Below are 24,341 nucleotides of genomic sequence, written 5' to 3'. Positions count from 1 at the left end.
AGGAAGGTAATCATATGAAATTAGGTATCGTAGGACTTCCCAATGTCGGAAAAAGTACTCTTTTTAATTCATTGACCAAGGCAGGCGCGGAATCAGCCAACTATCCGTTCTGTACCATTGACCCCAATGTAGGCGTGGTGCCTGTTCCTGACGTGCGTCTGGACAGGCTCACTGAAATGTATAACTCTGAAAAAACCACTCCCGCCGTCATCGAATTCGTGGACATTGCAGGACTTGTAAAGGGGGCATCCAAAGGCGAGGGCCTGGGCAACCAGTTCCTGTCCAATATCCGCGAGGTGGACGCCATTGTCCATGTGGTCCGTTGCTTCGACGACCCCAATGTCATCCACGTGGACGGCTGTATCGACCCCTTAAGGGATATTGAAACCATTAACCTGGAGCTGATTTTCTCTGATATCGAGATTCTGGAACGCCGCATTGCAAAGCAGTCCAAGGGCGCTTTCAACAATAAGGATCTGGCCAAGGAAGTGGAACTGTTAAAGGCCATGAAAGCCCACCTGGAAGAAGGCAGGCTGGCCCGCAGCTACGAGACAGAGGATGAGGATGAACGCGAATTCATCGGAACATTGAACCTGCTCACCTGGAAGCCCGTCATATTCGCTGCCAATGTTGCGGAAGGCGACCTGGCAAATGACGGCGCTGACAACAGCTACGTACAGTCCGTACGCGGTTTTGCTGCCGAAAATGGATGTGAGGTATTTGTCATCTGTGCTGAGATTGAGCAGGAAATCGCAGAGTTGGATGAGGATGAGAAGAAAATGTTCTTAGATGACCTTGGCCTTACCGAATCCGGACTGGAGAAGCTGATTGCCGCCAGCTACCGTATCCTGGGCCTTATGAGCTACCTGACGGCCGGTCCTCAGGAAAGCCGCGCATGGACCATCAAGGTGGGCACCAAGGCGCCCCAGGCAGCAGGCAAGATCCACAGCGACTTTGAGCGCGGCTTCATCCGCGCCGAGGTGGTGAACTACGACGACCTGATGAACTGCGGCAGCATGGGCGCTGCTAAGGAAAAAGGCCTGGTCCGCTCAGAAGGCAAGGAATATGTGATGAGGGACGGGGATGTGGTTCTCTTCCGTTTTAATGTATAAGACCAATATCAAAGCCGGTCCCCTGAAAACGGGTAACCGTCAGGGCATGTCTTAAAATGCCCTGGCTGGATTCCCTTCAGGGGACCGGCTTTTGATTTGTACGGTACCATTATGATACGCTGTCACCATGATTCACTGTCACCATAATCCGCTGCCACCATGATCCGCATCCCTCATGCCCCATCCAGGTCAATAGGGCCGAAAAATGCCTGGTGCAGGTCCACCTCAAAATCTTCACCTGTATAAATCTCTCCTTTAAGAATCTGGTAACCGATGACGGCATCAGGCCCATCCCCATCCAGAAACGTGATGCCGACGCTGCCGTTTAAGCAGCCGCCGGTATACCGGACCATGGCATCCGTCATTTTATTAAGCTGCGCCTCAAGGAAATCCACTTTCTCCTGCCGTTCTGCCGCGGACAGGTCCCCGTAGCGGACATAGCCGTACATGGAAAGGGTTACCGGATACTCATCAAATACGGTTTCATACCGCATTTCATCCAGTCTGGCATGTTCCAGTATATCCATTTCATATTGAAGCCGTTCCTCAAACATTATACTTGTCTCCGGACGTTTCCGGTCGGAAAACAGCGAATAAAAGCTGCAGTACATTGAAACACTGTCCTCATCCACATATGGTACGATATATGGCTGAAGGAAATTCTCATCATAGTAGGCTTCTACCCTGGCCTTAAGGTGGCTGCGGACAGCCCCTGTGATATTTTCCGCAGAATTGCTGAACACAAAAGCGGCCGGACATCCGTAGGCATCCGTGTAATCCAGTTCCCACCTGGTATATCTGTATGGCTTGTTCCAATCCGGTTTATCCGTATCCTTATTCCAGAAATACCCTGTGATGGTTTCCCCGGGAGAAATCCGGCTGTCCTCCCCGAAAACCGCTGTCAGCTGCCGCCCATAACGGAGCGCCAGGTCTTCCTCATAGATTTTTGTTTCCGGCGGCTGGAGGAAGGACAGGCAGGAAATCATGACGGATGCCGTTAATGCTGCTTTTTTCAGTCTCATGATTTCCCTCCTTCATTACAAGCGCTTTTCCATCACCAGGTAAGCCATCCATATGTCTTATAGTCATGAGGGACAACCCTGTAATATGCCTCGTTATACAGTTCCCGTTTCAGTTTTGTGCGCAGGCTTCTCCTGGTCTGCCTTCTTACTTCCTTGCACTCATGTTTATAAAACCATTTGGTGCCGCGGCGGTGGCGGTAGTCTTCCAGGGCCTTTTCCCTGGGGTCACGGCAGTTCCTGGCAGTCTTGTACATCCGCTTCATATTGCGCCTGTACAGCTCCCATTCCCATTCGCTGACCTGTCCGTTAAACTCCTTTTGTAAACTTCTGTCCATTCTTATCCCTGGTATGGGCTTTAGATTTACCCTTTCGGGTACTTACTCCATACCTAGAACAGACACATTCTGTAAAAAAGCATCATGCTTATCACTCCCCATTCTTTTCCGGATTCATACACTGCCTTTATTATATAATGCCCTGCCGCATTATGCCAATTGATTTTTTTGGTCAGTTTCTTGCTTGTTTCGGTCAGTTTCTTACTTTTTTATCTTTTCCCTCCCCTCCCGTTCTATGATTTTCCATTTCCCTGCAAGGTAGCCATGTATCCGTGTTTTCGTATCCTTCCGTAACTTTTTCTGTTTACCTTATATTTTTTCAAAATATTTTCTGTTTTACCCTTCTATTTTGGCCTGAAAACATATTTTCTTGCTTTTTCCATTTTACTGTGCTAAATTATTAATATTATTGACTCAGAAAACGGGGGATTTGATATGGAACTGTTTAGCACCATTGTGGAAACCATCAATAACTATCTTTGGGGGATTCCCATGATTGCACTTCTTTTTGGAACACATCTTTTTCTCACGATCCGTACGGGATTCATCCAGAGGAAAACATTGACCGGCATCCGGCTCTCTGTCACAAAAGATCCCGACTCCAGCGGCGACATCAGCCAGTTTGCAGCCCTTACAACCGCCCTTGCCTCCACTATAGGAACCGGCAACATCATTGGCGTGGGGACCGCCATTGCCCTTGGCGGTCCAGGCGCCGTACTGTGGTGCTGGCTCACCGGCGTGTTCGGGATTGCCACCAAGTACGGTGAATCCCTCATAGCCGTCAAGTACCGCGTGCGCACCAAGGACGGCACCATGCTGGGAGGCGCCATGTATGCCCTGGAGCGCGGACTGGGCATGAAGTGGCTGGGCATCATCTTTGCAGTGCTGGGCACCCTTACATCCTTTGGAATCGGATGCGGCGTCCAGGTCAACGCCATTTCCAGTATTGTAAACAGCAATGTGAAACCGCTTATGACATCCGGCGGCCTTAAGGCCCTGCTGGATACATATCCTTGGATCATCAGCCTTGCAGTGGGCCTTATCACAAGCGGGGTTACCTGCCTGGTTATCTTCGGCGGGGTGAAATCCATTGCAAGGGTGTGCGAAAAGCTGGTGCCTTTCATGGCGTTTTTCTATGTTGTGGGTTGCATTTTCATCCTCTTCATCAACCGGGCATTCCTGGGTGAGACATTTTCCATCATATTCCGCAGCGCCTTTACGGAAATGCGCTCCATCGCAGGCGGTCTGGTTGGCTCGGGTATCATGATGTCGGCCCGGTACGGAATTGCCCGCGGGCTTTTTTCCAATGAATCCGGTATGGGTTCCGCCCCCATCGTGGCCGCCGCTGCCCAGACCCGCAATCCGGTGCGCCAGGCCCTTGTATCTGCAACCGGAACCTTCTGGGATACCGTCGTGGTCTGTCTCATGACCGGCCTTGTCCTGGTCAGCAGCATCATTGGCTATGATTCCATCAGCGTCACCAACCTGTCCGGCGGAGAACTGACCAATGCGGCATTTGCCCTGATTCCTTATATCGGGCAGCCCATCCTCATCGTGGGTATCATCACATTTGCATATTCCACCATCCTGGGCTGGTCCTATTACGGCGAACGGTGCCTGGAATACCTGATGGGCAAGAAAGGGCTGATTCCTTACCGCGTGGCCTGGGCCGTGGTGCTGGTGGCTGCCCCTGTAATCCAGCTGGAGCTTGTATGGAGTATTGCGGATACGCTTAATGCACTGATGGCGATTCCTAACCTGATTGCCGTGCTGCTGCTGTCCGGCGTGATTGTGAAGGATACGAAGTATTATCTGGCGCATCTGGATGAGAAGGATGAGACTCCGATTCCTTTGGTGGAGGATAAATAAGGATTTAAAAAGGTTGGATGTTTGGCCGCACTGCCAAAATCCAACCCTTTCTTTTTGTTCGGTCATATCACATTCTTGTCATCCGTCAGTTTATATATTCTTCTCCATCCATAAAGCATATCTTTCTATCCCTTCCTCAATTGATATGCCAGGTTTCCAACCCGTATCCTCTTCTATACGCCGGATTGACATTGCTCCCAAATCATCATAACCAAGGCCGCCGGCCCCCACTTCAATCCGGGACCGGGGATACAGTGCCTTTACTTTATCAATCACCCGGCTATAAGGTACCAGCTGTCCTCCGCCTATATTATAGGCATCATAGTGTAATGTACGGCTGCTGACAATCCGGGCGATTGCCTCCACACAGTCATCAATATAAATGTAATCCATCTTCTGGTCAGCGCCTTTATCCAGCAGCATTTCCTCTCCCTTTACAGCATGGCGCAAAGCCTGTTCAACCGGACATGACATACTCCTTCCAGGACCGTATACAAAGGCTACCCTTAGAGAAGCTGACTGCACCCCATAGTTCCTCACAATCTCCTCACAAGCCACTTTGGAAGCGCCATAAGGACTTTCCCCATGAAGCTTCTGTTCTTCATACACCACAGGGGCATCCGTGTTTCCATATACAGCACCGGAACTAATGTAGATAAAACGGCTGACATCAAAGAGTTTTGCTGCCTCTAATACATTTAAGGTTCCTGTCACATTTACACGGTAAACCTTATAAGGATTGTCCCTATACAGCATGGGATGGGAAATAGCCGCATTATGTATGACCTGTTCTATCCTGTATTTTTTCATGATTTGATACAAGAGGCCATATTCACCCAGGTCACCTGTCTCATATATACACTGTTCCGATACGCCGCGCGGTATGGTGCGGTTAAAACATATCACATCATTCCCCTGTTCTGCCAGATAGGATGCGAGTCTGGTGCCAACCAGCCCGCTTCCCCCTACCAATAAAATCCTCATGATTTCAACCTCCTGATTATCCTGCAGTATTGCCTCCGTCAACCACTAATGTCGTACCCGTCGTGAATGCCGCCTCATCACTGATTAAATAAAGAGCACCATAAGCGGATTCCTCTGATGTCCCAAAACGCCCTAAAGGATATGTACTGAGCATGCGTTGCTCCAATTCCTCCGGATTCGGGCTGTTTGCAATATCCTGCCTGAGCATCGGAGTTTCTGTCGCACCTGGACAAAGGACATTTACCCGTATATTATATTTTCCCAGTTCCATTGCCGCACTCTTTCCCATAATTACAATACCTCCTTTAGCCGCATTATATGCAATGGAGCCAGTGGCACCCAGGATTCCACGCTGCGATGCCGTAAGCACGATGGAACCGCCCTGTTCCATCATATTCAGCGCTGCTTTTTGCAGACAAAGAAACGTCCCCTTAAGATGAACATTCATGATTTTCTCAAAATGCTCCTCTGTGCAGGAAAAAAGGTCAGAGGAAGAAACAATTCCGGCAGTGTGAAACAGGCCATCTATCTTACCCATAAAGTCCACCGCTTCCTCGAACAGTCGGTTCACCTGTCCCGAATCGCAGATATCAGCGGGAACAAAATGGCTTCCAGATAACTGTGATGCCAGCGCTTCCCCCTTATCCACATCTATATCTGACAGGACCAGCCTTGCCCCCTCTTCATGGAACAACTCTGCTGCCGCCCTGCCAATCCCTCCTGTTGCCCCTGTTATTATGATACATTTCCCATCTAAACGCATATCCTTCCCTTATCCTTTCATCTGTCTGATCCGCATTTTTAAAGCCTTCATCTGCTCCGGCTGCAGCAACAGCACAACAATTACCATGAGATATGGCAATGTCAGGATTAAGTGCGAAGATATCGCTGTCAGCTGTGCCTGGTTAGATAGACCTTCCGCCACGCCAAACAGCAAGGCAGCTACAAACATGGCAATGGGCCTTCCGCCAGAAAGCATGATGGCAGCCAAAGCAATAAATCCCCTGCCTGATGTCATATTCTCAGAAAACATGCTTAGATACCCCAGGGATATCTGTGCGCCTGCAAGCCCGCTCATAATGCCTGAAATCATGATAGTACTCCACCTTATGGTTGTAACAGACACACCAACAGATGAGGCTGCTGTGGGATTTTCACCGCAGGCCCTTATATTCATACCATATTTTGTCCTGTAAAAAATGATATATGTCAATATAATAAATATCCAGGAAAAGTAGGTACACAGGGTATGGTTGGTGAACAGCTGCTGCAGGATGGGGATATCCTTCAGGATAGGGATACTATACTTTGGTAATCCTACGATGCGGTCATCCACCAGTGTTCCTGTAACATTAAACATGGACCGTAAAAGGAATGTGGTAAGGCCAAGACACAGGGAATTAATAGCGAATCCTGTAATGGTTCCTTCTCCGCCCAGCCTAAGATGCAGGAAGCCAAATAAAAGATTAATTAAAAGCGAACCTAATATAGCACATAACAACCCCACCAGGGCACTGCCTGTATAATAGCTGCCTGCCACTCCAGCAAATGCAGCCATCAACATGGCCCCTTCCAACGTTATATTCGGAGTCCCTGCCAGCTGGCAATACAATCCGCCGGAAGCACAAAGAACAATAGGGGTTGTAACTCGTGCAACTACCGCTAAAAGTGTAGCATTAATAAACATTTTTTACCTCCTTTGTTCCTTCCCCCTTATTTCGCAATACGCGGTTTCCCGGCCATCTAAACGAAATCCTGTCCAGTAACCCCAGCGTCCTGACAGAAACAAAACAGATAATGATACCCTTAATCACATCAGCCAAAGCCCTGGATACATCTGTAGTTCTTTCAATGGATAATGCCCCTGCTTTCAGCGTCCCAAAGAATACGGAAGATAATGTTACCCCAAGAGGAGTGCTATTACCAAGCAAGGCGGCCAGCATCCCGTCAAATCCGAAATTTGGAGAAAAGCTTGCCATCAGACGTTCCTGAACCCCCATGATTTCAACAGCTCCGCCTAATCCGGCAATACATCCGCTAATCAGCATGACACCTATCCTTACCCGGTCCACCTGGATTCCCCCATATCTTGCAAATTGTGGATTTACGCCAGATATATGGAACTCATATCCCAGTTTACTCTTATTGAACAGTATATAAAACAGGACAATCATGAACGCTCCGATTATAAGTCCGGTATTGACTGAGTAAGGCGGCATGATAGACGTCAGCTTTGCACTCGCCTCAATCTCATTGGTGGCAATGGTCGAAACCATGCTGTCTGTTGCAAGGAAATACTCCTGAATGATAAAATTGTTTAAATTTATTATCATATAATTCAACATCAGGGTTGTAACTACCTCACTGGCATTCAGATAGACCCTCATCAATGCAGGTATCATGGCATAAAACATACCAGCCGTCATGGCAGCCAAAAAACAAAGGGCAACATGTGCCAGATGCGGAAGGCCCTTGCAGGAAACCCCCACAATGGTTCCAGCCAGTGCCCCTATATACAGCTGGCCCTCAACTCCCATGTTAAACATACCGCCTCTAAACGCAATAGCGGATGCAACAGAAGTAAACAACAGGGGCGTGATCCATCTTAAAGTGGATGCAATCGCAAATTTACTCCCCAAAGCTCCTTTAAATAGTTTATAATACACCTCCGCAGGATTATATCCGCTGCCCAGCACAATCAAACCGCCTACCAGAAAAGAGATTATGATGGCTGATATGATTGTCTTTATATTAACCGGTCTTAATTTAAACTCCAAGCTCAAATCATTATCCTCCTATCATCTTTCATCTTTTATTCCAGCCATCCACAGACCCAGTTTTTCTTCCGTTGCATGGATCTGGTCCACTTCACCTATTATCTGTCCCCTGTACATAACAAGAATCCGGTCACTAAGGCTGATTATCTCTGATAGTTCATTGGAAAACAGCAAAACCCCGCTTCCCGCATCCCTCTGAGCCACAATCTGTTTATGGATGAATTCCGTGGCTCCTATGTCAACTCCCCTAGTGGGCTGTGCCGCAACCAGTAAATGAGGCTTGGTATACATTTCCCTTGCAATAATCAGTTTCTGGAGATTACCTCCTGACAGTGAGCTGGCATTATCCTGAATCTTATTGTATCTCACATCATACTCAGCCAACCCCTCTATACAAGCCTTGTCAAATTCCTTATAGTTCAGGAATATCCCTTTATGGAACCGTCTCAGTGTGTGCAGATACAGAAGATAGTTATCCCTTATGCTTGCATATCTGGCAGCCCCCACCTCCTGCCTGTCCTCTGGGATATGCCCCACATGAAGGTCCCTGCACTGTCTGGATGTGTTCTTTCCACCCAGGATATTGCCGCCTATGCTGATTTTGCCACTGCGTATTTTCCGCAACCCTGTGATTGCTTCTATCAGTTCGGTCTGGCCGTTCCCCTGAACCCCGGCTATGCCTACTATTTCCCCCTGCCGCACACAAAAGGAGACATCATTCACAGCAGGAATGCCCTGGTCATTACTACAGGATATATGATTCACATCTAATACGATTTCCTTTGGCTCAGATATGTCTTTTTCAACGTTCATCAACACTTCACGCCCCACCATCATCCGGGCGATTTCATGTTCCGTGGTTTCCTTTGTATCTATGGTCCCCACTGTTTTGCCCAGCCGCATAACAGTTATCCTGTCTGTAATGGCTGTGACTTCCGAAAGCTTATGTGTGATTAAAATAATGGATTTTCCCTGATTTCTTAATTCATCCAGGGTAATAAACAGCTGATTGATTTCCTGTGGCGTCAATACTGCCGTGGGCTCATCCATAATCAATATATTTGCTCCCAGATATAATGCTTTTAAAATCTCTACCCTCTGCTGCAGGCCTACCGGCAATTCTTTGACTAAAGCGGACGGATTTACTATCAGATTGTACTTCTTGCTGATTTCTTCTACGATTTCAATGCTTTTCTTTTTATCAATCAAACCATTTTTTGCGTGAGGAGGTTTTCCCATTACTATGTTTTCTGCCACTGTCATTGACGGGACAAGGCTAAAGTGCTGCTGTACCATCCCAATCCCCAGGGCAATCGAGTCCTTGGGACTGTGGATAATTACCCGTTTCCCATCAATATATATATCCCCGGCAGTAGGCTGATGCAGACCGTAAAGAGTGTTCATAAGCGTGGTCTTTCCTGCCCCGTTCTCACCACAAATGCCATGGATTTCAGCCCACTTCAACTGGAGGTTCACTTTATCATTGGCAGTGAAATTACCAAACTTTTTGGTAATATCCTGCATTTCAACTGCTAATGCCACTTTTTTGCTCCCCTTTCACCATAGTGTCATTTTTGCGGCAATGCTGTTTTTCATTGCCGCAAAACGTCATCCAGGTTCTATTTATCTTTTTCAGCAACAGGGTCTACTGTTATTTCTCCTGATACCACCTTTTCTTTGGCATCCTCAACTGCTTTCAGCACATCTTCTGGCAAATCATACTGCTCTTTGGTAGGAAGCGCCAGATACACATTATCATTTTCCAATCCATACCAGAACACGCCAACTTCAAATTTATCTTCTGCAATTTCCTTCATGGCATTGTATATCCATTGGTCATATGCAATTGCCATTGAACCGATGACCTGTCCGGGAAGCACATCATTCTGGTTAACATCAACACCGATGCACAGTCCTCCTGTTTCCTTTGCAGCGTCAAACATCCCGAGACCGGATTTAGCCGCCGCAGCATATACAATATCACATCCCTGGTTATACAGCATTAATGCCAGATCCTTCCCCTTTGTGGGATCTTCAAAGGAACCTACATACACAGGATCCACAACGATATCAGGATTCACGGATTTGGCTCCCTGCTCATAACCTGCCAGGAAACGGTTAATCTCAGCGTTATCCTGTCCGCCTATAAAACCGATATGGTTTGTCTTGGTAATCATACCCGCTTCTACTCCTGCCAGATAAGAGCCTTCATGTTCCTGTCCTAACAGACACTTTAAATTATCCAGTTCTACCTCACCTAAGGTCAGTACAAAATCCACATCCGGATAATCCGGCGCCACCTTTGAAGTTGCATCTACCAGTTCCACATTCAATGCAACAACGATGTCATATCCATCTTCACAAAGTGCCCTTATACTTTCCTCATATTCGCCCTTCTGTACCTCCACTATCTGGGTCTCCATACCATATTCATCTGCCGCCTTCATGAATCCACTGTGGCAAAGGTCCGTAACACCCTGGTCCCCCAATTTCTGAGCGGTTACCAAAGCAGCCTTCATGCTCTTTTTATCCTCTGTTTTCTTCTCAGTTTCTTTTTCCTGGTTGTCTGGTTTTGCTTCCGTACCCGCGGCTGATGCCGGTGCCTGGGTAGCGGCTGTACCTGATCCTCCACATCCGCCCATGGATGCTGCCAGCATTGCCATACACATAACTAACGTGAGCCACTTCTTTGTTTTCTTCATATTCTTTTTCCTCCTTGGAATATATTAAATTTGGCGTGGTATGAACATACCATAGCCTGAATCCACGGTAATTGTGTCATCCTTATAAACAGTGGAACCTCGTACAATGGTCTCGCAGACAGCTGCTTCAGAATGATACCCCTCAAATATCCCGCAATCCAGTAATGTTTTGGAAAATGATTTCATTCCTTCATAAACCCACTTCCTGTTTAAGTCCACAATAGCAAAATCTGCATCCTTTCCCACTTCTATTGCCCCTTTTTGCTGCAGGCCGAAAATCCTGGCTGCATTAATCGATGTCATCCTGGCAATTTGGTGCAAAGGCAGGCCGCGTTTTACATATCCTTCTGTAATCATGATGGTGAGCATAAGTTCAACACCGCCAAATCCCGGCAATGCATCCCAGATATTATCCGCCTCCAGTTTTTCTTCCTTAGAATACGGCCCATGATCTGTTCCAATCACATCAATATTACCGTTCAGTACATGTTCCCATAACCGCTCCAGATTATCCCTCGGCCTGATTGGCGGATTGCATTTTGCAAATGCACCGCACTCATCCATACGGGTATTGTCATATGCAAGATAATGAGGGCATGTTTCTGTATATACATGCTGCCCCTGCCTTCTGGCCTCCAGGGTTGCATCCACTCCCTCCGCAGCGCTCATATGGCAGATCAGCAAATCCGTTCCATATACCTTGGAAAACAGAACGGCCCTCTGAATGGCTTCCACCTCTGAAAAAGCTGGACGGCCTTCATGATACCTGGATGGCTGCCGGACTCCTTCTTCCTTTTTCCATTGACAGAAATTACTCACAATATCTGCATTTTCAGCATGTACTGCAATCATACCTCCAAATTTGGAAACCTTTTCCATTGCACGGCATAATTCATGGTCCGGCAAATGGGGATAATCCGGATTGGCATAGGAGATAAATACCTTAAATGCACAGCAGCCCAGTTCATCCATCTCTTCCAGACGGTCTATGGATGCAGGTATGCAGCCTCCCCATAGTCCAAAATCAATGACAGAATTTTCTTTTGCAACATTGTATTTCAGTTCAAATGATGTCTTATCCACCACAGGCGGAATACTAAGGGGCATTTCGAGGGTGGTTGTCACGCCTCCCCTTGCACAGCACCTTGTAGCGTGATGAAAATCCTCCCTGTAATTCTGGGGACCTGGTTCCCAATAATGGGCATGGGTATCAATCAGTCCCGGAAATACCGTAAGGCCCTCAATTTTCTTTATCTCTTTTGCCTCAACCACAAACCCAGGTGCCAGGATTGCCGCAATTTTTCCATCTTTAACAGCTATATTGGCTTTCCTGACCCCATTTTCAAAAACAACATCCCCGCCAGCCAATAACAAATCATAACATAACCCCACGTTTCTCCCTCCTACTCTGCCACACCGCATACGTCAATTGCCGTCAATGCATAAATCAGGGCCGCCTTAGCCAGCTCACCTGTTTCTACCCATTCCACATCCGAATGTGCACAGCCAATGTCCCCCGGTCCATACATAATGGATGGGATACCCGCCAATGTGCATAGCAATCCGGAATCTCCCCAATACGTTTCTCCCTTTATAGGATATTCCTTTTTTAGCACTGACTTACTGTTGCTTTGAATGGATTTAACCAGTATATTATCTGGTGATATCTCCATTGCAGGCCTGTACATGTCAATAAATTCAACAGTTGCACGGATACCTTCACGTCCTGAGGCAACTTCCTCGGCTAATTTTCTAAATTCCTCCTCAATTCCCTTGATTGTCTGCGTGGGTATCCATCTGACATCGATATGTACCTTACACAAATCCGGTATAATACCTGCAAATGTAGGGCTTTCACCCAAAAGATAAGGCATATTGGCTTTTGCAGCTCCCTGGACTAATCCGACATTAATCGTGGGCGGGCTGCAGAAAGGATGCTTTTTAGAAGACCACTCCGGAATCATTTCATTTTCCACCCTGCGTATGAACTCTGCCGCTGCGTAATTGGCATTGGCGCCGTTCCAGGGAACGCTGGAATGAACGGATCGTCCATAGAAGGTAACGGTAAAATAATCGCACCCCTTGTGGGCCACCACCGGTTGCAGGGATGTGGGTTCTCCTACAATAGCCAGGTCTGTCAAAGGTCCGTTTCTTACTATATAGCGTGTCCCCTCACTTCCAGCCGCATCTTCATCAATTACTCCTGCATACACCAGGTCCCCCTTCAGCTTCACATCTGCATCTTTAAGAAGTTTCATGGCGTATGCCATTGTGGCCACACCGCTCTTCATATCAGCAGTACCACGCCCATACATTTTTCCATCCTTAATTACAGCTCCAAACGGATCCTCCATCCCAAAAGGCGGCACAGTATCGATATGTCCGTTAAACATCAGGCTCTTTCCTTCTCCTGTCCCATGTAATACTGCCACCACATTGGGACGCCCGGGATAGACTTCCTGTTGATATGCGTCAATCCCCGCTTTCATAAAATAATCCAACAGATAATCTGATATCGGCTTCTCCCTTTTTTCCTGTGCCCAGTGACTGGGTATCTGCACGATATTCCTTACCAGATTAATCGCTTCTTCATCCTTGACAAGAGCTTTCACCCGTTCCTTCGCATCCATTTTCCCACCCCTTTTCTCGTTATCGGCAAATAGCAACCGCTTCTATCTCAATTACCATATCCCCATTAAATTTCCCAACCTGCATTGTACTCCTTGCAGGCGGATCATTAGGAAAATACTGTTTATACACCTCATTAAATTTTGCAAACTCATCAATATCCTTAACAAAAACAAGTGTCTTCACTACATGCTCCAAATCCGATCCCGCTTCTTCTAAAATTATTTTCAGGTTTTTAATAATTTGTTCCGTCTGCCCTGCAATGTCTCCTGGCGCAATCATTTCCTGGGTAACCGGGTCATTGGCGGTAATACCTGCCGTATATATCAAGTCACCCACCTTATAAGCCTGTGAGTACCATCCCCCTGGTTTTGCCGCTTTGTCGGTTTTGATTACAACCTTCTCCATCGTACATCCTCCTCCTGTTTTTTTATATTCCAAAATCCTCACGGAATTTTGGGTACAAAAAATACACCTTCTTCAATTCCCTGAAAAAGAATCCGGTTCCGGTGTATTTTATTGTGCTGCTTGTGTCGTCCTGCGCAGATGACAGATTCTGTATCCTGATCATCCACACCAGGTGGCACTGGTTAACAAGCTGCCCGTTTATTCAGTTTTTGTTCCTGCTTCTTCCTTTTTTATCATATCCAGATATGCGTACATGGTATATTTGGATATTCCCAGAAATGACTGTATGCGCTCTCCTGATTTGGTTATGAGGAATGCTCCCTTATCGTTCAGATATTTCAGGAACTGGAGCTTTTCTTCCCTGTTCATGACGCCTGCGGGTTTGCCCACCAGCTTCTGGCCTTCCTGAAGAAGATATTCCAATAACTGATTCACTTCCGTTACAAATACTTCCTGTTTGTCTGTTGCATTGATATCATAGTGGTTCATTTCCTTCAGATAGCTTTCCAGCTTAACGCTTTCTGTAATATCCGTATTCACACAGAGACATCCGATCAGACCGCCTTCCTCATCCTTGATGTACAGGGACGAGGACCTCAATATCCTGTTATCCCTCAGTTGTGTGATGTAATTAAACCGATTGCCATCCTTTACCGTTCCCTGAAGGACCTCAAGTCCCAGATTGCTTCCCGTGCCTCCTATCTCACGCCCTGTTATATGACCGTTCCGGATGTCCACGATTGTGTTGGCATAATCCTTCTTCAGGTCATGCAGGACCACTTCTGTATGTGGACCCAGCTGCTGTTCCAGCATGTCCATCAACTGTGTTAAAAACTTTTTTTCATCTTTCAACTCTTTCATATCCCTGTTTCCTTTTCTGATTGTATAATAGCACACTTTTTGTCTGCCGTAAAGACTTTTTGTAAGATTATTGTGTTTTTGTACTTTATATACCATTTTAATCATGATATTTTATGTATATTTCACATATTTTATCCTGTTTTTAAGCTAGTTCAAAACTTTTTGTCTTGTTTTCTCCTTCCTTTCCGTTTGATGCATCCAGTCATGGGGATATATCCTTCCATATCTTACAAAAAGTCAGCTTCCCCCCTATTGTACCTAATATTACCAGCCGTATCAACCCCCTCCCATCATTCCGCAAAAATACCTTCAGAAAAAAGGCACCGGATAACCTGCAAGGTAATCCAATGCCTCATTCCAATGTCTTATTACAATGCCTTATTGCAATGCCTTATTACAATGCCTTACTGCAATGCCTTGCTGCAATGCCTCATTCCAATAATCCGGCCCCCCAGAAGTCTTATATGAGCAATCATGAAACACACCCTGGCGCCGCCCGGTACCTATCGGCTATTCCTCTTCCTTATCCTTTATTTTACCTGTAATCTTACCCAGCACCATGACCGCCGCCATGATTACCACAATTGCCACAAAGATTCCGCCCATGCCCTTTGCCATGATTTCCAGGGCAATCTCCACATTTGCCATATTCATCGATTCCATCCTCCTTTGATACCTTTACAGATACTGGGTTACAAGGCTGATTACAAGGCCGCCTGCGATAACCGATGCCACCTGGCCTGAAACATTGGTCCCCGCTGCCTGCATCAGGATGATGTTGCCTGGTTCCTCCTTCGCGGCCATCTTCTGCACAACCCTGGATGACATGGGAAATGCAGAAATGCCGCAGCCGCCAATCATGGGATTCACCGGTTTCCTGCCCGCCATTTTCAGGAACACGTTCACAAGTTTTGCAAAAAGCACGCCGCCGATGGTGTCAAACACAAATGCCAGCAATCCCAGAGCCATGATCATAAGGGTGGCAGGATTTACAAACTGCTCCGCCCTCATGCTGAAGGAGATGGTGATGCCAAGAAGCAGGGTTATCAGGTTCGCCAGTTCATTCTGTGCGGACTGGCTTAGGGTATTCAACACACAGCACTCCCGCAGCAGGTTACCGAACATGAGGAAACCGACCAGAGCCACGGACTGGGGTGAAATCAGTCCCACAATCATGGTGACTGCAATTGGAAATGAAATCCGCAGGGCCTTATTCACACTCTTCGGATTATAATCCATATGGATGCACCGTTCCTTGTGGGTGGTGACAAGGCGGATGGCAAATGGCTGGATGATGGGAACCAGCGCCATATAAGAATACGCCGCCACTGCAATAGGCCCCATGTAATTTGATTTAAGCACCTGGGATACCAGGATGGAGGTAGGTCCGTCTGCTGCCCCGATGATTCCTATAGACGCCGCGTCCTTCAGGTCAAATCCCAGCATACAGGCCACAAGGATGGCCACGAATATACCAAACTGGGCAGCCGCCCCAAACAGGAACAGCACTGGCTGGCTTAAAAGCGGTCCAAAATCAATCATGGCCCCGATTCCGATAAACAGGAGGATCGGCATTGCCTCCGATGCCTCTATCCCGGTCTTAAACAGCCACTCAATGATACCGGCCGCAGGCACTTTTCCCTGCACCATCTGGTCTATCACACCGGAATAGGGCAGATTCACAAGAATTGCACCAAACCCCAATGGAAGCAGCAGGGACGGCTCATACTCCTTTTTCACTGCCAGCCAGATAAGACCAATTCCTATGGCATACATAAACATCTGCTGCCATGTAACTGCCATGACTCCGTCCAACAAAAAGCCCATGTTCTTTTCCTCCTTGCCGTATACGGCTATATTTCCTCAGCCGCTTCCTCTTTTTTTGTCTCCTTTAAGGTCATTTTCACATAGCTGATGACCCTTTCGTCCATGCCTTCCACCTCATAGTCCGCCTCAGCTGTCACAACCGTGATGGGAAGTTCCGTCTGGCCAGGTATGTAGCCCAGCTGTTCCATAAGATAACCGGATAAGGTATCGCAGGAACTATCCATATGCAGATGCATCTCTTCCTTTAAATCGAACAGGGAAATGCTGCCGGATACCCGGTAAACCCGGTGTGGCTCCAGTTCCAGGATTTCAGGCTCCACCTCTTCATATTCCTCATGGATGTCACCCACAATCTCCTCAATCAGGTCCTCCAGTGTCACCATACCGGCCACGCCGCCGTATTCGTCAATGAGGATGGCAAGCTTTGTTTTATTCTTCTGCATTTCCCTAAACAGGGCGTCCGTCCTTCTGTTTTCCGGCACAAAGTAGGGGGCCATGAGAAGGGAATGGATATCCAGTCCCTCAAAGGACTTTTTCCTTGCCTCGATGGTCAGGGCCTTGATGGACAATACACCGATGATATTGTCAATATCCCCTTCATATACAGGGATTTTTGAATGCATGGACTGGAGGACCCCATCAATATAATCCTCCAGAGGCTCATTAATGTCAATGGCCACAATATCCTGTCTGGGGACCATGACTTCCTTTGCCCGCTTATCGTCAAAGGAGAATATGGATGTAATCATCTCCTTCTCAATATCATTGAACACACCTGTCTCACTGCCGGTTTCCAGCATGGACTTGATTTCCTCTTCCGACACATCTGTCTCAAGGTTCTCATTGTGCATGCCAATCAGCTTTAAGAAGCCACTGGTGGACAGTGACAGCAGTTTTATGAACGGATTCATGATGCGGGAGATATAGTATATGGGACGTACACAGAAAAGGCTGAATCCCTGCGCCTTCTGAAGGGCAATACGCTTTGGCACCAGTTCACCGAACACCAGGTTAAAATATGCCAGTATCAGCGTGACCACCACGCCTGCCAGTGTCTGGCTGTATGGCATATTCCATTCTGCCATCTTCACCGCCAATACCTGGGCGATGCCGGTTGCCGCAGATGCACTGGAGAAAAATCCTGCCAGCGTGATGGCTACCTGGATGGTGGACAGAAAGACAGTGGAGTCTTCCATAAGCCGCTCTATAAGCGCCGCGTTTTTGTTGCCCTGCTCTGCAAGACGGCGGATCCTGTTCTTGTTGACAGATACAACTGCCATCTCTGAGCCTGCAAAGAATGCATTGATAAGTGTTAAGATAATTAAGATTGTGATTTGGAATATAATATTGGCCGCTTCCGGGTCAGATTCCATAGTGTTTTGTTCCTCCGTTTTTTATTAGTTTGATTGGTTCTAATGGGTATTATACATAAAAAATGGGGAATTGTCAGCTAAAGATTGTATTAAGATGAGGGGATTTATGGGTGGGGTGGGTGGGGGATTCCGTCCGTGAGTGGAATGGGGATGGGAGGGATGGACGCGGGCTGCGGGGCTAGCAGCTCTAAGCCTTCGGGAACCGGCGCTGGACAAGAGGCCGGCGCCCAAACTCGCGCTCTGGCTTTTCCAATGATTTTGATATCGGGCTCAGACAAAGGACGCCGGCCTCTTAGCACCGCTTCCCGAAGACTAAGACCTGCACGCCCCTGTAGATGCATCCATCCCTCCCATCCCCATTCCACTCACCCACTACGCTTTCCCACTTGCTCCACCTCATGAATCCGGATAGCGGGATAGGGTCGCATGCTGAAGTAATCCCCCTCTCCCGTCCATAAATCCTATTCTAAATATATATCCTATTCTAAATATATATCCTATCTTAAGTATACATCCTGTCCTAAGTATGCATCCTATCCTAAATATGATCCTATCCTAAATATAATCCTATCCTGATTATGATCCTATCCTGATTATATCCCCGCACGCTTATATCCACTCTCCTGTATTTTGCGTATGTAGCGGTTGGAATGCACAGCCCGCGAAGCGGTCCAGGGCCGGGCGGACGGGGGCGGGGTGGAGGCATAGTGGAGGAGGTCGCAGCTTCTTAGGTTCTGGCGGATTAAAAGACGGGGGTGGATTCTTGCATCAAAGCAAGAATCCAAGGTGCTCTGAACGTAGAAAGTCCTTCAGGATTTCTACGTGAATAGCACCGGTCCCCCGTCTTTTAATCTGTCAGGGCCTTAGAAGCTGCCCCTCCGGAACTTGGCCTCCAACCCGCGCCCGGCCGCCCGGCCCTGGACCGCTTTGGGGGCGTAGCCTTCACACACCCCCACATACATACCCAAAATCACCCCCGCGCAAACTGACTGTTGTAGATTTCCGCATAGAATCCCCCCCGCTCCAGAAGCTCCTCATGCCGGCCTTTTTCTACAATGTGTCCGTCACGCATGACCAGGATTACATCGGCTTCCCGGATGGTGGACAGGCGGTGGGCAACGATGAAGCTGGTGCGGCCTTCCATCATCCTGGCGAATGCTTTCTGTACACGGATTTCCGTCCTTGTGTCGATGGAGGAGGTGGCTTCGTCCAGTATTAACATGGGCGGCAGGCACAGCATGACCCTGGCTATGCAGAGCAGCTGCTTCTGGCCCTGGGACAGGTTTCCTCCGTCCTCACTGATGACCGTGTCATATCCTTCGGGCATCCGCATGATGAATCCATGGGCATGGGCTTCCTTGGCTGCGCGGATGATTTCTTCTTCCGGCGCATTTGGACGGCCGTAGGCAATGTTCTCACGGATGGTCCCTGTTTTGAGCCATGTTTCCTGCAGGACCATTCCGTAGTTGGTTCTCAGGCTTTTTCTGGTTATGTCGCGTATGTCCATGTCTTCCACCTTGATGGAACCGCTGTCCACATCGTAAAAACGCATGAGAAGGTTGATGATGGTGGTTTTCCCGCAGCCGGTCGGACCCACGATTGCCACCCTCTGACCGGGTTTTACATCCAGGTCGAAGTTTTCAATAAGCTTGCGGTCCGGTGTGTAAGAGAAATTTACATTGGTAAGTTGTACTTTACCGTCTACGTGGGCAAGCTCTGCGGCATCCGGTTTATCGTCCAGGATGGCTTTTTCATCAATCAGCTCGAATACACGGGCAGCGGAGGCCAGGGCGTTCTGCAGCTCTGTCACCACGCCGGAGATTTCGTTGAAGGGTTTGGTATACTGGTTGGCATAGCTTAGGAAACTGGTCAGCTGCCCCACGGTCATGAAGCCGCGGATGACGGCGTACGCGCCGGTAATGCCCACCGCCGCGTACACCATGCTGTTGACAAACCTGGTGCTTGGATTGGTGATGGACGAGAAGAATGTGGCCCTCAGGCTGTAACCTGCCAGACGGTTATTGATTTCCTCAAACTGTTTCTGGGTTTCCTCCTGGTATCCAAATGCCTGCACCACCTTCATATTGCCCAGCATCTCATCGGTCAGCGCTGTCAGCTCCCCTCTTGTCTCGGACTGGTGGCGGAACATGATGAATGTTTTTTTAGCGATGAAGCTGGCAACGAAAAGGGAGACAGGGGTCAGCACCACTACCACAAGTGTGATGGCGGGATGGATGGACAGCATGAAAAGCAGGGTTCCCGCAATGGTCAGGACACCGGTAAACAGCTGGGTAAAGCCCATGAGCAGTCCTTCTGAGAACTGGTCAATGTCCGCTATGATCCGGCTGATGATGTCGCCGGACGGGTGGGCGTCAATATAGCTTAAGGGCAGTGTCTCAAGATGGTTGAATGCCCTGGTGCGGATATCCTTTACCACCCGGTAGGTGATGGTGTTGTTGATGTGGTTCATCAGCCACTGGGAGATTGCTGTCAGTCCCACTGCGCCCAGGATTTTCCACAGTATCCGGGTCAGTCCGGCAAAGTCCACATTTCCCTGTCCCACAATATGGTCCACCGCACGGCCCGTAAGTATGGGAACGTACAGTGTAAGGGCTACCGTGATGAGGGCCAGGATCAGGGACATGATGACTCCCCATCTGTACTGGCCTATATAGTTCAGGATACGTTTCAGGGTTTCCATGCTCTTGTTTTTGTCTGAATCCTTATGTTTATTCTGTTTACTGCTCATCACGTTCCACCTCCTCCCTGGATAACTGTGACAGGCAGATTTCCCTGTACACATCACATGAGTTAAGCAGCTCCCTGTGCGTTCCCATGCCTGCCAGCGTTCCCTCGTCCAGCACAAGGATCAGGTCCGCCTGCTTAATGGTGGTCGCCCTCTGGGATACAATGAACACGGTCATTTCCTCCGTACCTTTACGGATTGCCTTTCTCAGCCTTGCATCCGTGGCAAAATCCAGGGCGGAGGCGCTGTCGTCCATGATAAGGATTTCCGGCCTGCGCACCAGGGCCCTTGCAATGGTAAGCCGCTGGCGCTGTCCTCCGGACAGGTTCCGCCCTCCCTGATCAATGTGCAGCATAAGCCCCTGGCCCTTGTCATTCACGAATTCCCTGGCCTGGGCCATGTTAAGGGCATCATATATCTCTTCATCGGACGCGTCTTTCTTGCCCCACCTCATGTTGTCCCGCAAGGTTCCCTTAAAGAGGACCGGGCGCTGGGGAACCACGCCGATTTTGGAGCGCAGACCGTCCAGTGTATAATCCCTTACATCCACGCCGTCCACCAGCACCTGCCCTTTGTCTGCATCGTAAAAACGCGGGATTAGGTTTACCAGCGTGGTCTTGCCGGAACCAGTGCCCCCAATCACACCGATGGTCTGTCCCGGCATGGCCTTAAAGGAAATGCCGCTTAAGGCCGGCGCCTTGGCCCCGCTGTATATAAAATCCATATCCCTAAATTCAACCTTGGGTGCCGGGTCTTTGGCAGTTGGGCTGATGGATGACAGGAGTTCAACGGGACCTTCACTTCCACGGCTTCCCTCTCCGCGGCCTTCACATCCCCCTCCGCCTTCCTTCACACTGGTTTCCACCTGGAAAATGCTGTCCACCCTGTTCATACAGGCGGTTGCCTTGGATATGAGGATGATCAGGTTCGCCATCTTGATTAATTCCACCAGTATCTGGGACATGTAGTTTACAAGGGCAATCACCTTGCCCTGGGTAAGGATCCCGCTGTCCACCTGCTCTCCTCCCACCCAGATGACGGCCACGATGGCCACATTGATGATTACATAGGTGACGGGATTCAGGAGGGCGGATATCTTGCCCACAAAAACCTGCATCCTGACCAGACGGTCATTTTCCCCTTCAAACTTCTCAGTCTCGCTTTTCTGGCGGTTAAAGGCCCGGATGACCCTGACTCCCATCAGGTTCTCCCTGGTGGTCAGAAGCACCTTATCCAGCTGTCTCTGGACCGACCGGTAAAGGGGCATGCTGACCAGCATGATGCCGAATACCACCACGCAGAGCACCGGTATGGTCACCACGAATACCATGGCGGAGCGAAGGTCCACCGTAAATGCCATGATCATGGCGCCAAACACCACGAACGGGGAACGCAGCAGCAGGCGCAGCGTCATGTTTATACCGTTCTGCACCTGGTTGATATCACTGGTCATGCGTGTAATCAAGGTGGCCGTGCCCACGGAATCTATCTCCGCATAGGACAGGGTCCCGATGTGCTTATACAGGTCATTCCTGAGGGCGGTCCCCGCGCCCGTTGCCGCCTTGGCCGCAAAGTACTGGGCAGTCAGCGAACAGGCCAGGCCCACAAGGGCCAGCAGCAGCAGCAGGCCGCCCATTTTCAGGATATAGCCCCCATCCCGGTTCCTGATTCCCACATCCACCATGCTGGCAACCACAAGGGGTACGAACAGCTCAAAACTGGCCTCCAGCATTTTAAACAGGGGACCGAGGATGCTTTCCTTCCTGTAGTCCTTCATGTAGCTTAACAATCGTTTCATACCGATGCTCCATTCCCGGAACATGGCCGGATATGCTGCTTCATATAAACAGGAAGCTTCCTCCGGACATGCCCTAAAATATTGTCATTTCCCACACTGTCTGGTATTATATCATAGGAGTAACCATATTTAAAATATTGTTTTAATATATCAGATATACGTTTTTAATATAAGGAGAGCTGTGCCGTGAACCTGAAACAGATGGAATATTTTACAACAATCGTCAATGAAGGAAGCATTTCTGCTGCTTCCAAAATCCTCCATATATCCCAGCCGCCCCTGAGCACCCAGATGAAACTCCTGGAAAATGAACTGGGCGTCACACTCTTTGAGCGCGGTTCCCGTGCCATTGCCCTGACCGATGCGGGCAAGGTGTTCTATGAGCGCGCCCAGGGGATACTGGACATGGCCGGGGCCGCACGGCAGGAGATGGAGCAGATGGGACGCGGACTGCACGGATTTTTACGGCTGGGCATGGTCTCGTCCACGGAAACCAGCTCCATCATCGGACGCATCGCGGACTTCCGCGCCCAGCATCCCGGGATTTATTTCCGTATCTACGAGGGAAATACGTATCAGCTTATGGATAAGCTGAACACCGGACTGATTGAGGCCGCCATTGTGCGGACCCCCTTTCCCGAGGATTCCTATGAATGCTGCTATCTGGCGGAAGAACCCATGATGGCAGTGGGGATGCCGGGACATTTCCCGGATGTGGCGGCAGACAGTATCAGCCTGGAACAGCTTTGCACCTGCCCGCTGATCATCTATCGGCGCTGGGAAGGGGAGCTGAACCGCCTGCTCCCCCGTGAACGCCAGGATTACCTGTGCATCAATGACGATGCCCGCACCAGCCTTACGTGGGCCGGCACGGGCATCGGTGTTGCCATTGCTCCTGCTTCCATTGCCCGGCGCGCGCATCCGGGAATGCTTGTGAAAACCATTACCACCCCGGGCTTCACTTCACGTATCACGCTGATACGGCAAAGGGATAGGGCCATGTCCTCCATCGGGCAGGATTTCATCCGCTTTTTTAAGGAGGGATGGGACATCATTCCCTCCCAAACAGCTCTTTCCAGTAATAATTGATCTCGGCCCCGAAAAACAGGATGCACATGCACATATAGAGCCACAGCAGCAACAGCACGATGGCCGTAAGGCTGCCATACATATAGGAATAGTTCCTTCCCCCGATATGGTTGAAATACAGGGAAAATGCAAAGGAAAATGCCATCCATCCCACCGTGGAAAACACGGCTCCCGGAATCTGATCTTGCAGCTTCAGTTTCTTATCCGGCACAAAGGTATAGATTCCAAGGAAGAACATGATTAGGATCATCAGCGCCCAAAGGGCCCTGAAATTAATGATGTGGGTGACCACATCCGCTACAATGGGGAAACGGTTCACCATAAATGCCTGGATCATGTTGCCGAAGACCAGAAGGCCAAGGGAAAGGATGCATACCAATATGAAAACGATGGTATATCCCGAGCAGATAAGCCTACCCACCACATACCAGCGCTTCTCCCCATGCCCATGGACCCGGTTAAGCCCCCTGGCAACGCTGAACATCCCCCTGCCCGCCGACCACAGGGCCGTGATTGCGGTAACGCTTATCATGGTGGCCGGGGATTTAAGGGACAGGTCATTCACCACCCTGAAGGCAAGGGATTTGTAATCCACAGGCACCAGCCCTACAATCAGTTCCATGAACTGTGCATTGCTGATGCTTGGTATCATCTGTACGGCTGTAAGCAGCAGCATGATGAACGGAACCACGGACAGGATAATGAAAAAAGAAACCTGGGCCGCGTACACAGTCATCTCATCCTCTGCATATTTATCATATACCTGTTTCACTGCCACGATTAAACCGAACATAAACACTCCTCTGATAC

At 48.9% G+C, this 24,341-nt stretch carries 21 protein-coding genes; 3 read left to right on the top strand and 18 right to left on the bottom strand.

Going from position 1 to position 24,341, the window contains the following annotated elements; genetic code table 11:
• The first annotated feature begins 14 nt into the window (after window positions 1-14).
• Window positions 15-1,112: a redox-regulated ATPase YchF gene (gene ychF / locus MCJ35_RS06930; protein ID WP_025482287.1), complete on the top strand. Its 1,098-nt coding sequence runs from the start codon at window positions 15-17 to the stop codon at window positions 1,110-1,112.
• 173 nt (window positions 1,113-1,285) lie between these two features.
• Here the strand turns inward: ychF and MCJ35_RS06925 are convergent, their stop codons facing one another.
• Both MCJ35_RS06925 and MCJ35_RS06920 read right to left on the bottom strand, forming a co-directional pair.
• Window positions 1,286-2,134 carry a hypothetical protein gene (locus MCJ35_RS06925; RefSeq protein WP_025482289.1) on the bottom strand — a complete coding sequence of 283 codons (849 nt, stop codon included), beginning with the start codon at window positions 2,132-2,134 and terminating at the stop codon, window positions 1,286-1,288.
• A 32-nt stretch (window positions 2,135-2,166) separates the two neighbouring features.
• On the bottom strand, window positions 2,167-2,469 hold the full coding sequence (locus MCJ35_RS06920; protein ID WP_025482290.1) for a hypothetical protein: 303 nt from the start codon (window positions 2,467-2,469) through the stop codon (window positions 2,167-2,169).
• Window positions 2,470-2,904: 435 nt separating this feature from the next.
• Here MCJ35_RS06920 and MCJ35_RS06915 point away from each other — a divergent pair, with 435 nt between their 5' ends.
• The gene (locus tag MCJ35_RS06915) at window positions 2,905-4,338 is read left to right on the top strand and encodes an alanine/glycine:cation symporter family protein (RefSeq protein WP_008715949.1); all 1,434 of its coding nucleotides are present in this window, start codon (window positions 2,905-2,907) and stop codon (window positions 4,336-4,338) included.
• 90 nt (window positions 4,339-4,428) lie between these two features.
• On the opposite strand, the gene MCJ35_RS06910 is transcribed toward MCJ35_RS06915, so the two are convergent.
• From MCJ35_RS06910 to MCJ35_RS06840, 15 genes are all read right to left on the bottom strand, one after another.
• Complete coding sequence (locus MCJ35_RS06910; RefSeq protein WP_025482291.1) at window positions 4,429-5,322, bottom strand: NAD-dependent epimerase/dehydratase family protein; 894 nt, start codon at window positions 5,320-5,322, stop codon at window positions 4,429-4,431.
• Window positions 5,323-5,338: 16 nt separating this feature from the next.
• A complete protein-coding gene (locus MCJ35_RS06905) occupies window positions 5,339-6,085 on the bottom strand; it encodes an SDR family NAD(P)-dependent oxidoreductase (protein WP_025482292.1) in 747 nt (248 codons plus the stop codon).
• A gap of 9 nt (window positions 6,086-6,094) precedes the next feature.
• Entirely contained in the window at window positions 6,095-7,009 is a 915-nt protein-coding gene (locus tag MCJ35_RS06900) for an ABC transporter permease (RefSeq protein ID WP_227795064.1), read from the bottom strand.
• Complete coding sequence (locus MCJ35_RS06895; RefSeq protein ID WP_025482293.1) at window positions 6,999-8,105, bottom strand: ABC transporter permease; 1,107 nt, start codon at window positions 8,103-8,105, stop codon at window positions 6,999-7,001. The genes MCJ35_RS06900 and MCJ35_RS06895 overlap by 11 nt, the downstream gene beginning before the upstream one ends.
• A gap of 15 nt (window positions 8,106-8,120) precedes the next feature.
• Complete coding sequence (locus MCJ35_RS06890) at window positions 8,121-9,641, bottom strand: ABC transporter ATP-binding protein (RefSeq protein ID WP_025482294.1); 1,521 nt, start codon at window positions 9,639-9,641, stop codon at window positions 8,121-8,123.
• A 77-nt stretch (window positions 9,642-9,718) separates the two neighbouring features.
• On the bottom strand, window positions 9,719-10,801 hold the full coding sequence (locus MCJ35_RS06885) for a BMP family ABC transporter substrate-binding protein (RefSeq protein ID WP_025482295.1): 1,083 nt from the start codon (window positions 10,799-10,801) through the stop codon (window positions 9,719-9,721).
• Window positions 10,802-10,825: 24 nt separating this feature from the next.
• A complete protein-coding gene (gene allB, locus MCJ35_RS06880; protein WP_025482297.1) occupies window positions 10,826-12,193 on the bottom strand; it encodes an allantoinase AllB in 1,368 nt (455 codons plus the stop codon).
• 11 nt (window positions 12,194-12,204) lie between these two features.
• Window positions 12,205-13,431, bottom strand: a complete 1,227-nt coding sequence (locus MCJ35_RS06875) for a M20 family metallopeptidase (RefSeq protein WP_025482299.1) — start codon at window positions 13,429-13,431, stop codon at window positions 12,205-12,207.
• A gap of 19 nt (window positions 13,432-13,450) precedes the next feature.
• Complete coding sequence (locus tag MCJ35_RS06870) at window positions 13,451-13,837, bottom strand: RidA family protein (RefSeq protein ID WP_025482300.1); 387 nt, start codon at window positions 13,835-13,837, stop codon at window positions 13,451-13,453.
• A 198-nt stretch (window positions 13,838-14,035) separates the two neighbouring features.
• Window positions 14,036-14,698: a helix-turn-helix transcriptional regulator gene (locus MCJ35_RS06865; protein WP_025482302.1), complete on the bottom strand. Its 663-nt coding sequence runs from the start codon at window positions 14,696-14,698 to the stop codon at window positions 14,036-14,038.
• A 510-nt stretch (window positions 14,699-15,208) separates the two neighbouring features.
• Complete coding sequence (locus MCJ35_RS06860; protein ID WP_168164699.1) at window positions 15,209-15,352, bottom strand: OadG-related small transporter subunit; 144 nt, start codon at window positions 15,350-15,352, stop codon at window positions 15,209-15,211.
• Between the two features lie 24 nt (window positions 15,353-15,376).
• On the bottom strand, window positions 15,377-16,525 hold the full coding sequence (locus MCJ35_RS06855; protein WP_025482303.1) for a sodium ion-translocating decarboxylase subunit beta: 1,149 nt from the start codon (window positions 16,523-16,525) through the stop codon (window positions 15,377-15,379).
• Between the two features lie 26 nt (window positions 16,526-16,551).
• Entirely contained in the window at window positions 16,552-17,898 is a 1,347-nt protein-coding gene (locus MCJ35_RS06850) for a hemolysin family protein (RefSeq protein ID WP_025482304.1), read from the bottom strand.
• Between the two features lie 970 nt (window positions 17,899-18,868).
• The gene (locus MCJ35_RS06845) at window positions 18,869-20,647 is read right to left on the bottom strand and encodes an ABC transporter ATP-binding protein (RefSeq protein ID WP_008715979.1); all 1,779 of its coding nucleotides are present in this window, start codon (window positions 20,645-20,647) and stop codon (window positions 18,869-18,871) included.
• Window positions 20,637-22,442 (bottom strand): ABC transporter ATP-binding protein, encoded by a 1,806-nt coding sequence (locus MCJ35_RS06840; RefSeq protein WP_025482306.1) that lies wholly within the window; start codon window positions 22,440-22,442, stop codon window positions 20,637-20,639. The genes MCJ35_RS06845 and MCJ35_RS06840 overlap by 11 nt, the downstream gene beginning before the upstream one ends.
• Before the next feature lie 186 nt (window positions 22,443-22,628).
• On the opposite strand from MCJ35_RS06840, the gene MCJ35_RS06835 reads away from it, so the two are divergent.
• Complete coding sequence (locus MCJ35_RS06835; protein ID WP_025482308.1) at window positions 22,629-23,531, top strand: LysR family transcriptional regulator; 903 nt, start codon at window positions 22,629-22,631, stop codon at window positions 23,529-23,531.
• Here MCJ35_RS06835 and MCJ35_RS06830 read toward each other — a convergent pair.
• On the bottom strand, window positions 23,494-24,324 hold the full coding sequence (locus tag MCJ35_RS06830) for a YihY/virulence factor BrkB family protein (RefSeq protein ID WP_025482309.1): 831 nt from the start codon (window positions 24,322-24,324) through the stop codon (window positions 23,494-23,496). The two genes, MCJ35_RS06835 and MCJ35_RS06830, sit on opposite strands and share 38 nt — an antisense overlap.
• Between the last annotated feature and the right edge of the window lie 17 nt (window positions 24,325-24,341).

Origin of the sequence: Enterocloster sp. OA13 (assembly GCF_022440595.1) — a bacterium.
Lineage (GTDB): Bacteria > Bacillota > Clostridia > Lachnospirales > Lachnospiraceae > Enterocloster > Enterocloster hominis.
Note: the sequence above shows the minus strand (reverse complement) of the source record. Positions and strands in the feature narration are given on the sequence as shown.

Excerpts from the sequence above, each read along its gene's own strand:
- MCJ35_RS06855 (WP_025482303.1), bottom strand. The coding sequence starts at position 16,525 with ATGGGCTTTTTGTTGGACGGAGTCATGGCAGTTACATGGCAGCAGATG.
- MCJ35_RS06840 (WP_025482306.1), bottom strand. The coding sequence starts at position 22,442 with ATGAAACGATTGTTAAGCTACATGAAGGACTACAGGAAGGAAAGCATC.
- MCJ35_RS06870 (WP_025482300.1), bottom strand. The coding sequence starts at position 13,837 with ATGGAGAAGGTTGTAATCAAAACCGACAAAGCGGCAAAACCAGGGGGA.
- MCJ35_RS06915 (WP_008715949.1), top strand. The coding sequence starts at position 2,905 with ATGGAACTGTTTAGCACCATTGTGGAAACCATCAATAACTATCTTTGG.
- MCJ35_RS06830 (WP_025482309.1), bottom strand. The coding sequence starts at position 24,324 with ATGTTCGGTTTAATCGTGGCAGTGAAACAGGTATATGATAAATATGCA.
- MCJ35_RS06885 (WP_025482295.1), bottom strand. The coding sequence starts at position 10,801 with ATGAAGAAAACAAAGAAGTGGCTCACGTTAGTTATGTGTATGGCAATG.
- MCJ35_RS06845 (WP_008715979.1), bottom strand. The coding sequence starts at position 20,647 with ATGAGCAGTAAACAGAATAAACATAAGGATTCAGACAAAAACAAGAGC.
- MCJ35_RS06875 (WP_025482299.1), bottom strand. The coding sequence starts at position 13,431 with ATGGATGCGAAGGAACGGGTGAAAGCTCTTGTCAAGGATGAAGAAGCG.
- MCJ35_RS06910 (WP_025482291.1), bottom strand. The coding sequence starts at position 5,322 with ATGAGGATTTTATTGGTAGGGGGAAGCGGGCTGGTTGGCACCAGACTC.
- MCJ35_RS06865 (WP_025482302.1), bottom strand. The coding sequence starts at position 14,698 with ATGAAAGAGTTGAAAGATGAAAAAAAGTTTTTAACACAGTTGATGGAC.
- MCJ35_RS06900 (WP_227795064.1), bottom strand. The coding sequence starts at position 7,009 with ATGTTTATTAATGCTACACTTTTAGCGGTAGTTGCACGAGTTACAACC.
- MCJ35_RS06925 (WP_025482289.1), bottom strand. The coding sequence starts at position 2,134 with ATGAGACTGAAAAAAGCAGCATTAACGGCATCCGTCATGATTTCCTGC.
- ychF (WP_025482287.1), top strand. The coding sequence starts at position 15 with ATGAAATTAGGTATCGTAGGACTTCCCAATGTCGGAAAAAGTACTCTT.
- MCJ35_RS06905 (WP_025482292.1), bottom strand. The coding sequence starts at position 6,085 with ATGCGTTTAGATGGGAAATGTATCATAATAACAGGGGCAACAGGAGGG.
- MCJ35_RS06920 (WP_025482290.1), bottom strand. The coding sequence starts at position 2,469 with ATGGACAGAAGTTTACAAAAGGAGTTTAACGGACAGGTCAGCGAATGG.
- MCJ35_RS06860 (WP_168164699.1), bottom strand. The coding sequence starts at position 15,352 with ATGAATATGGCAAATGTGGAGATTGCCCTGGAAATCATGGCAAAGGGC.
- MCJ35_RS06850 (WP_025482304.1), bottom strand. The coding sequence starts at position 17,898 with ATGGAATCTGACCCGGAAGCGGCCAATATTATATTCCAAATCACAATC.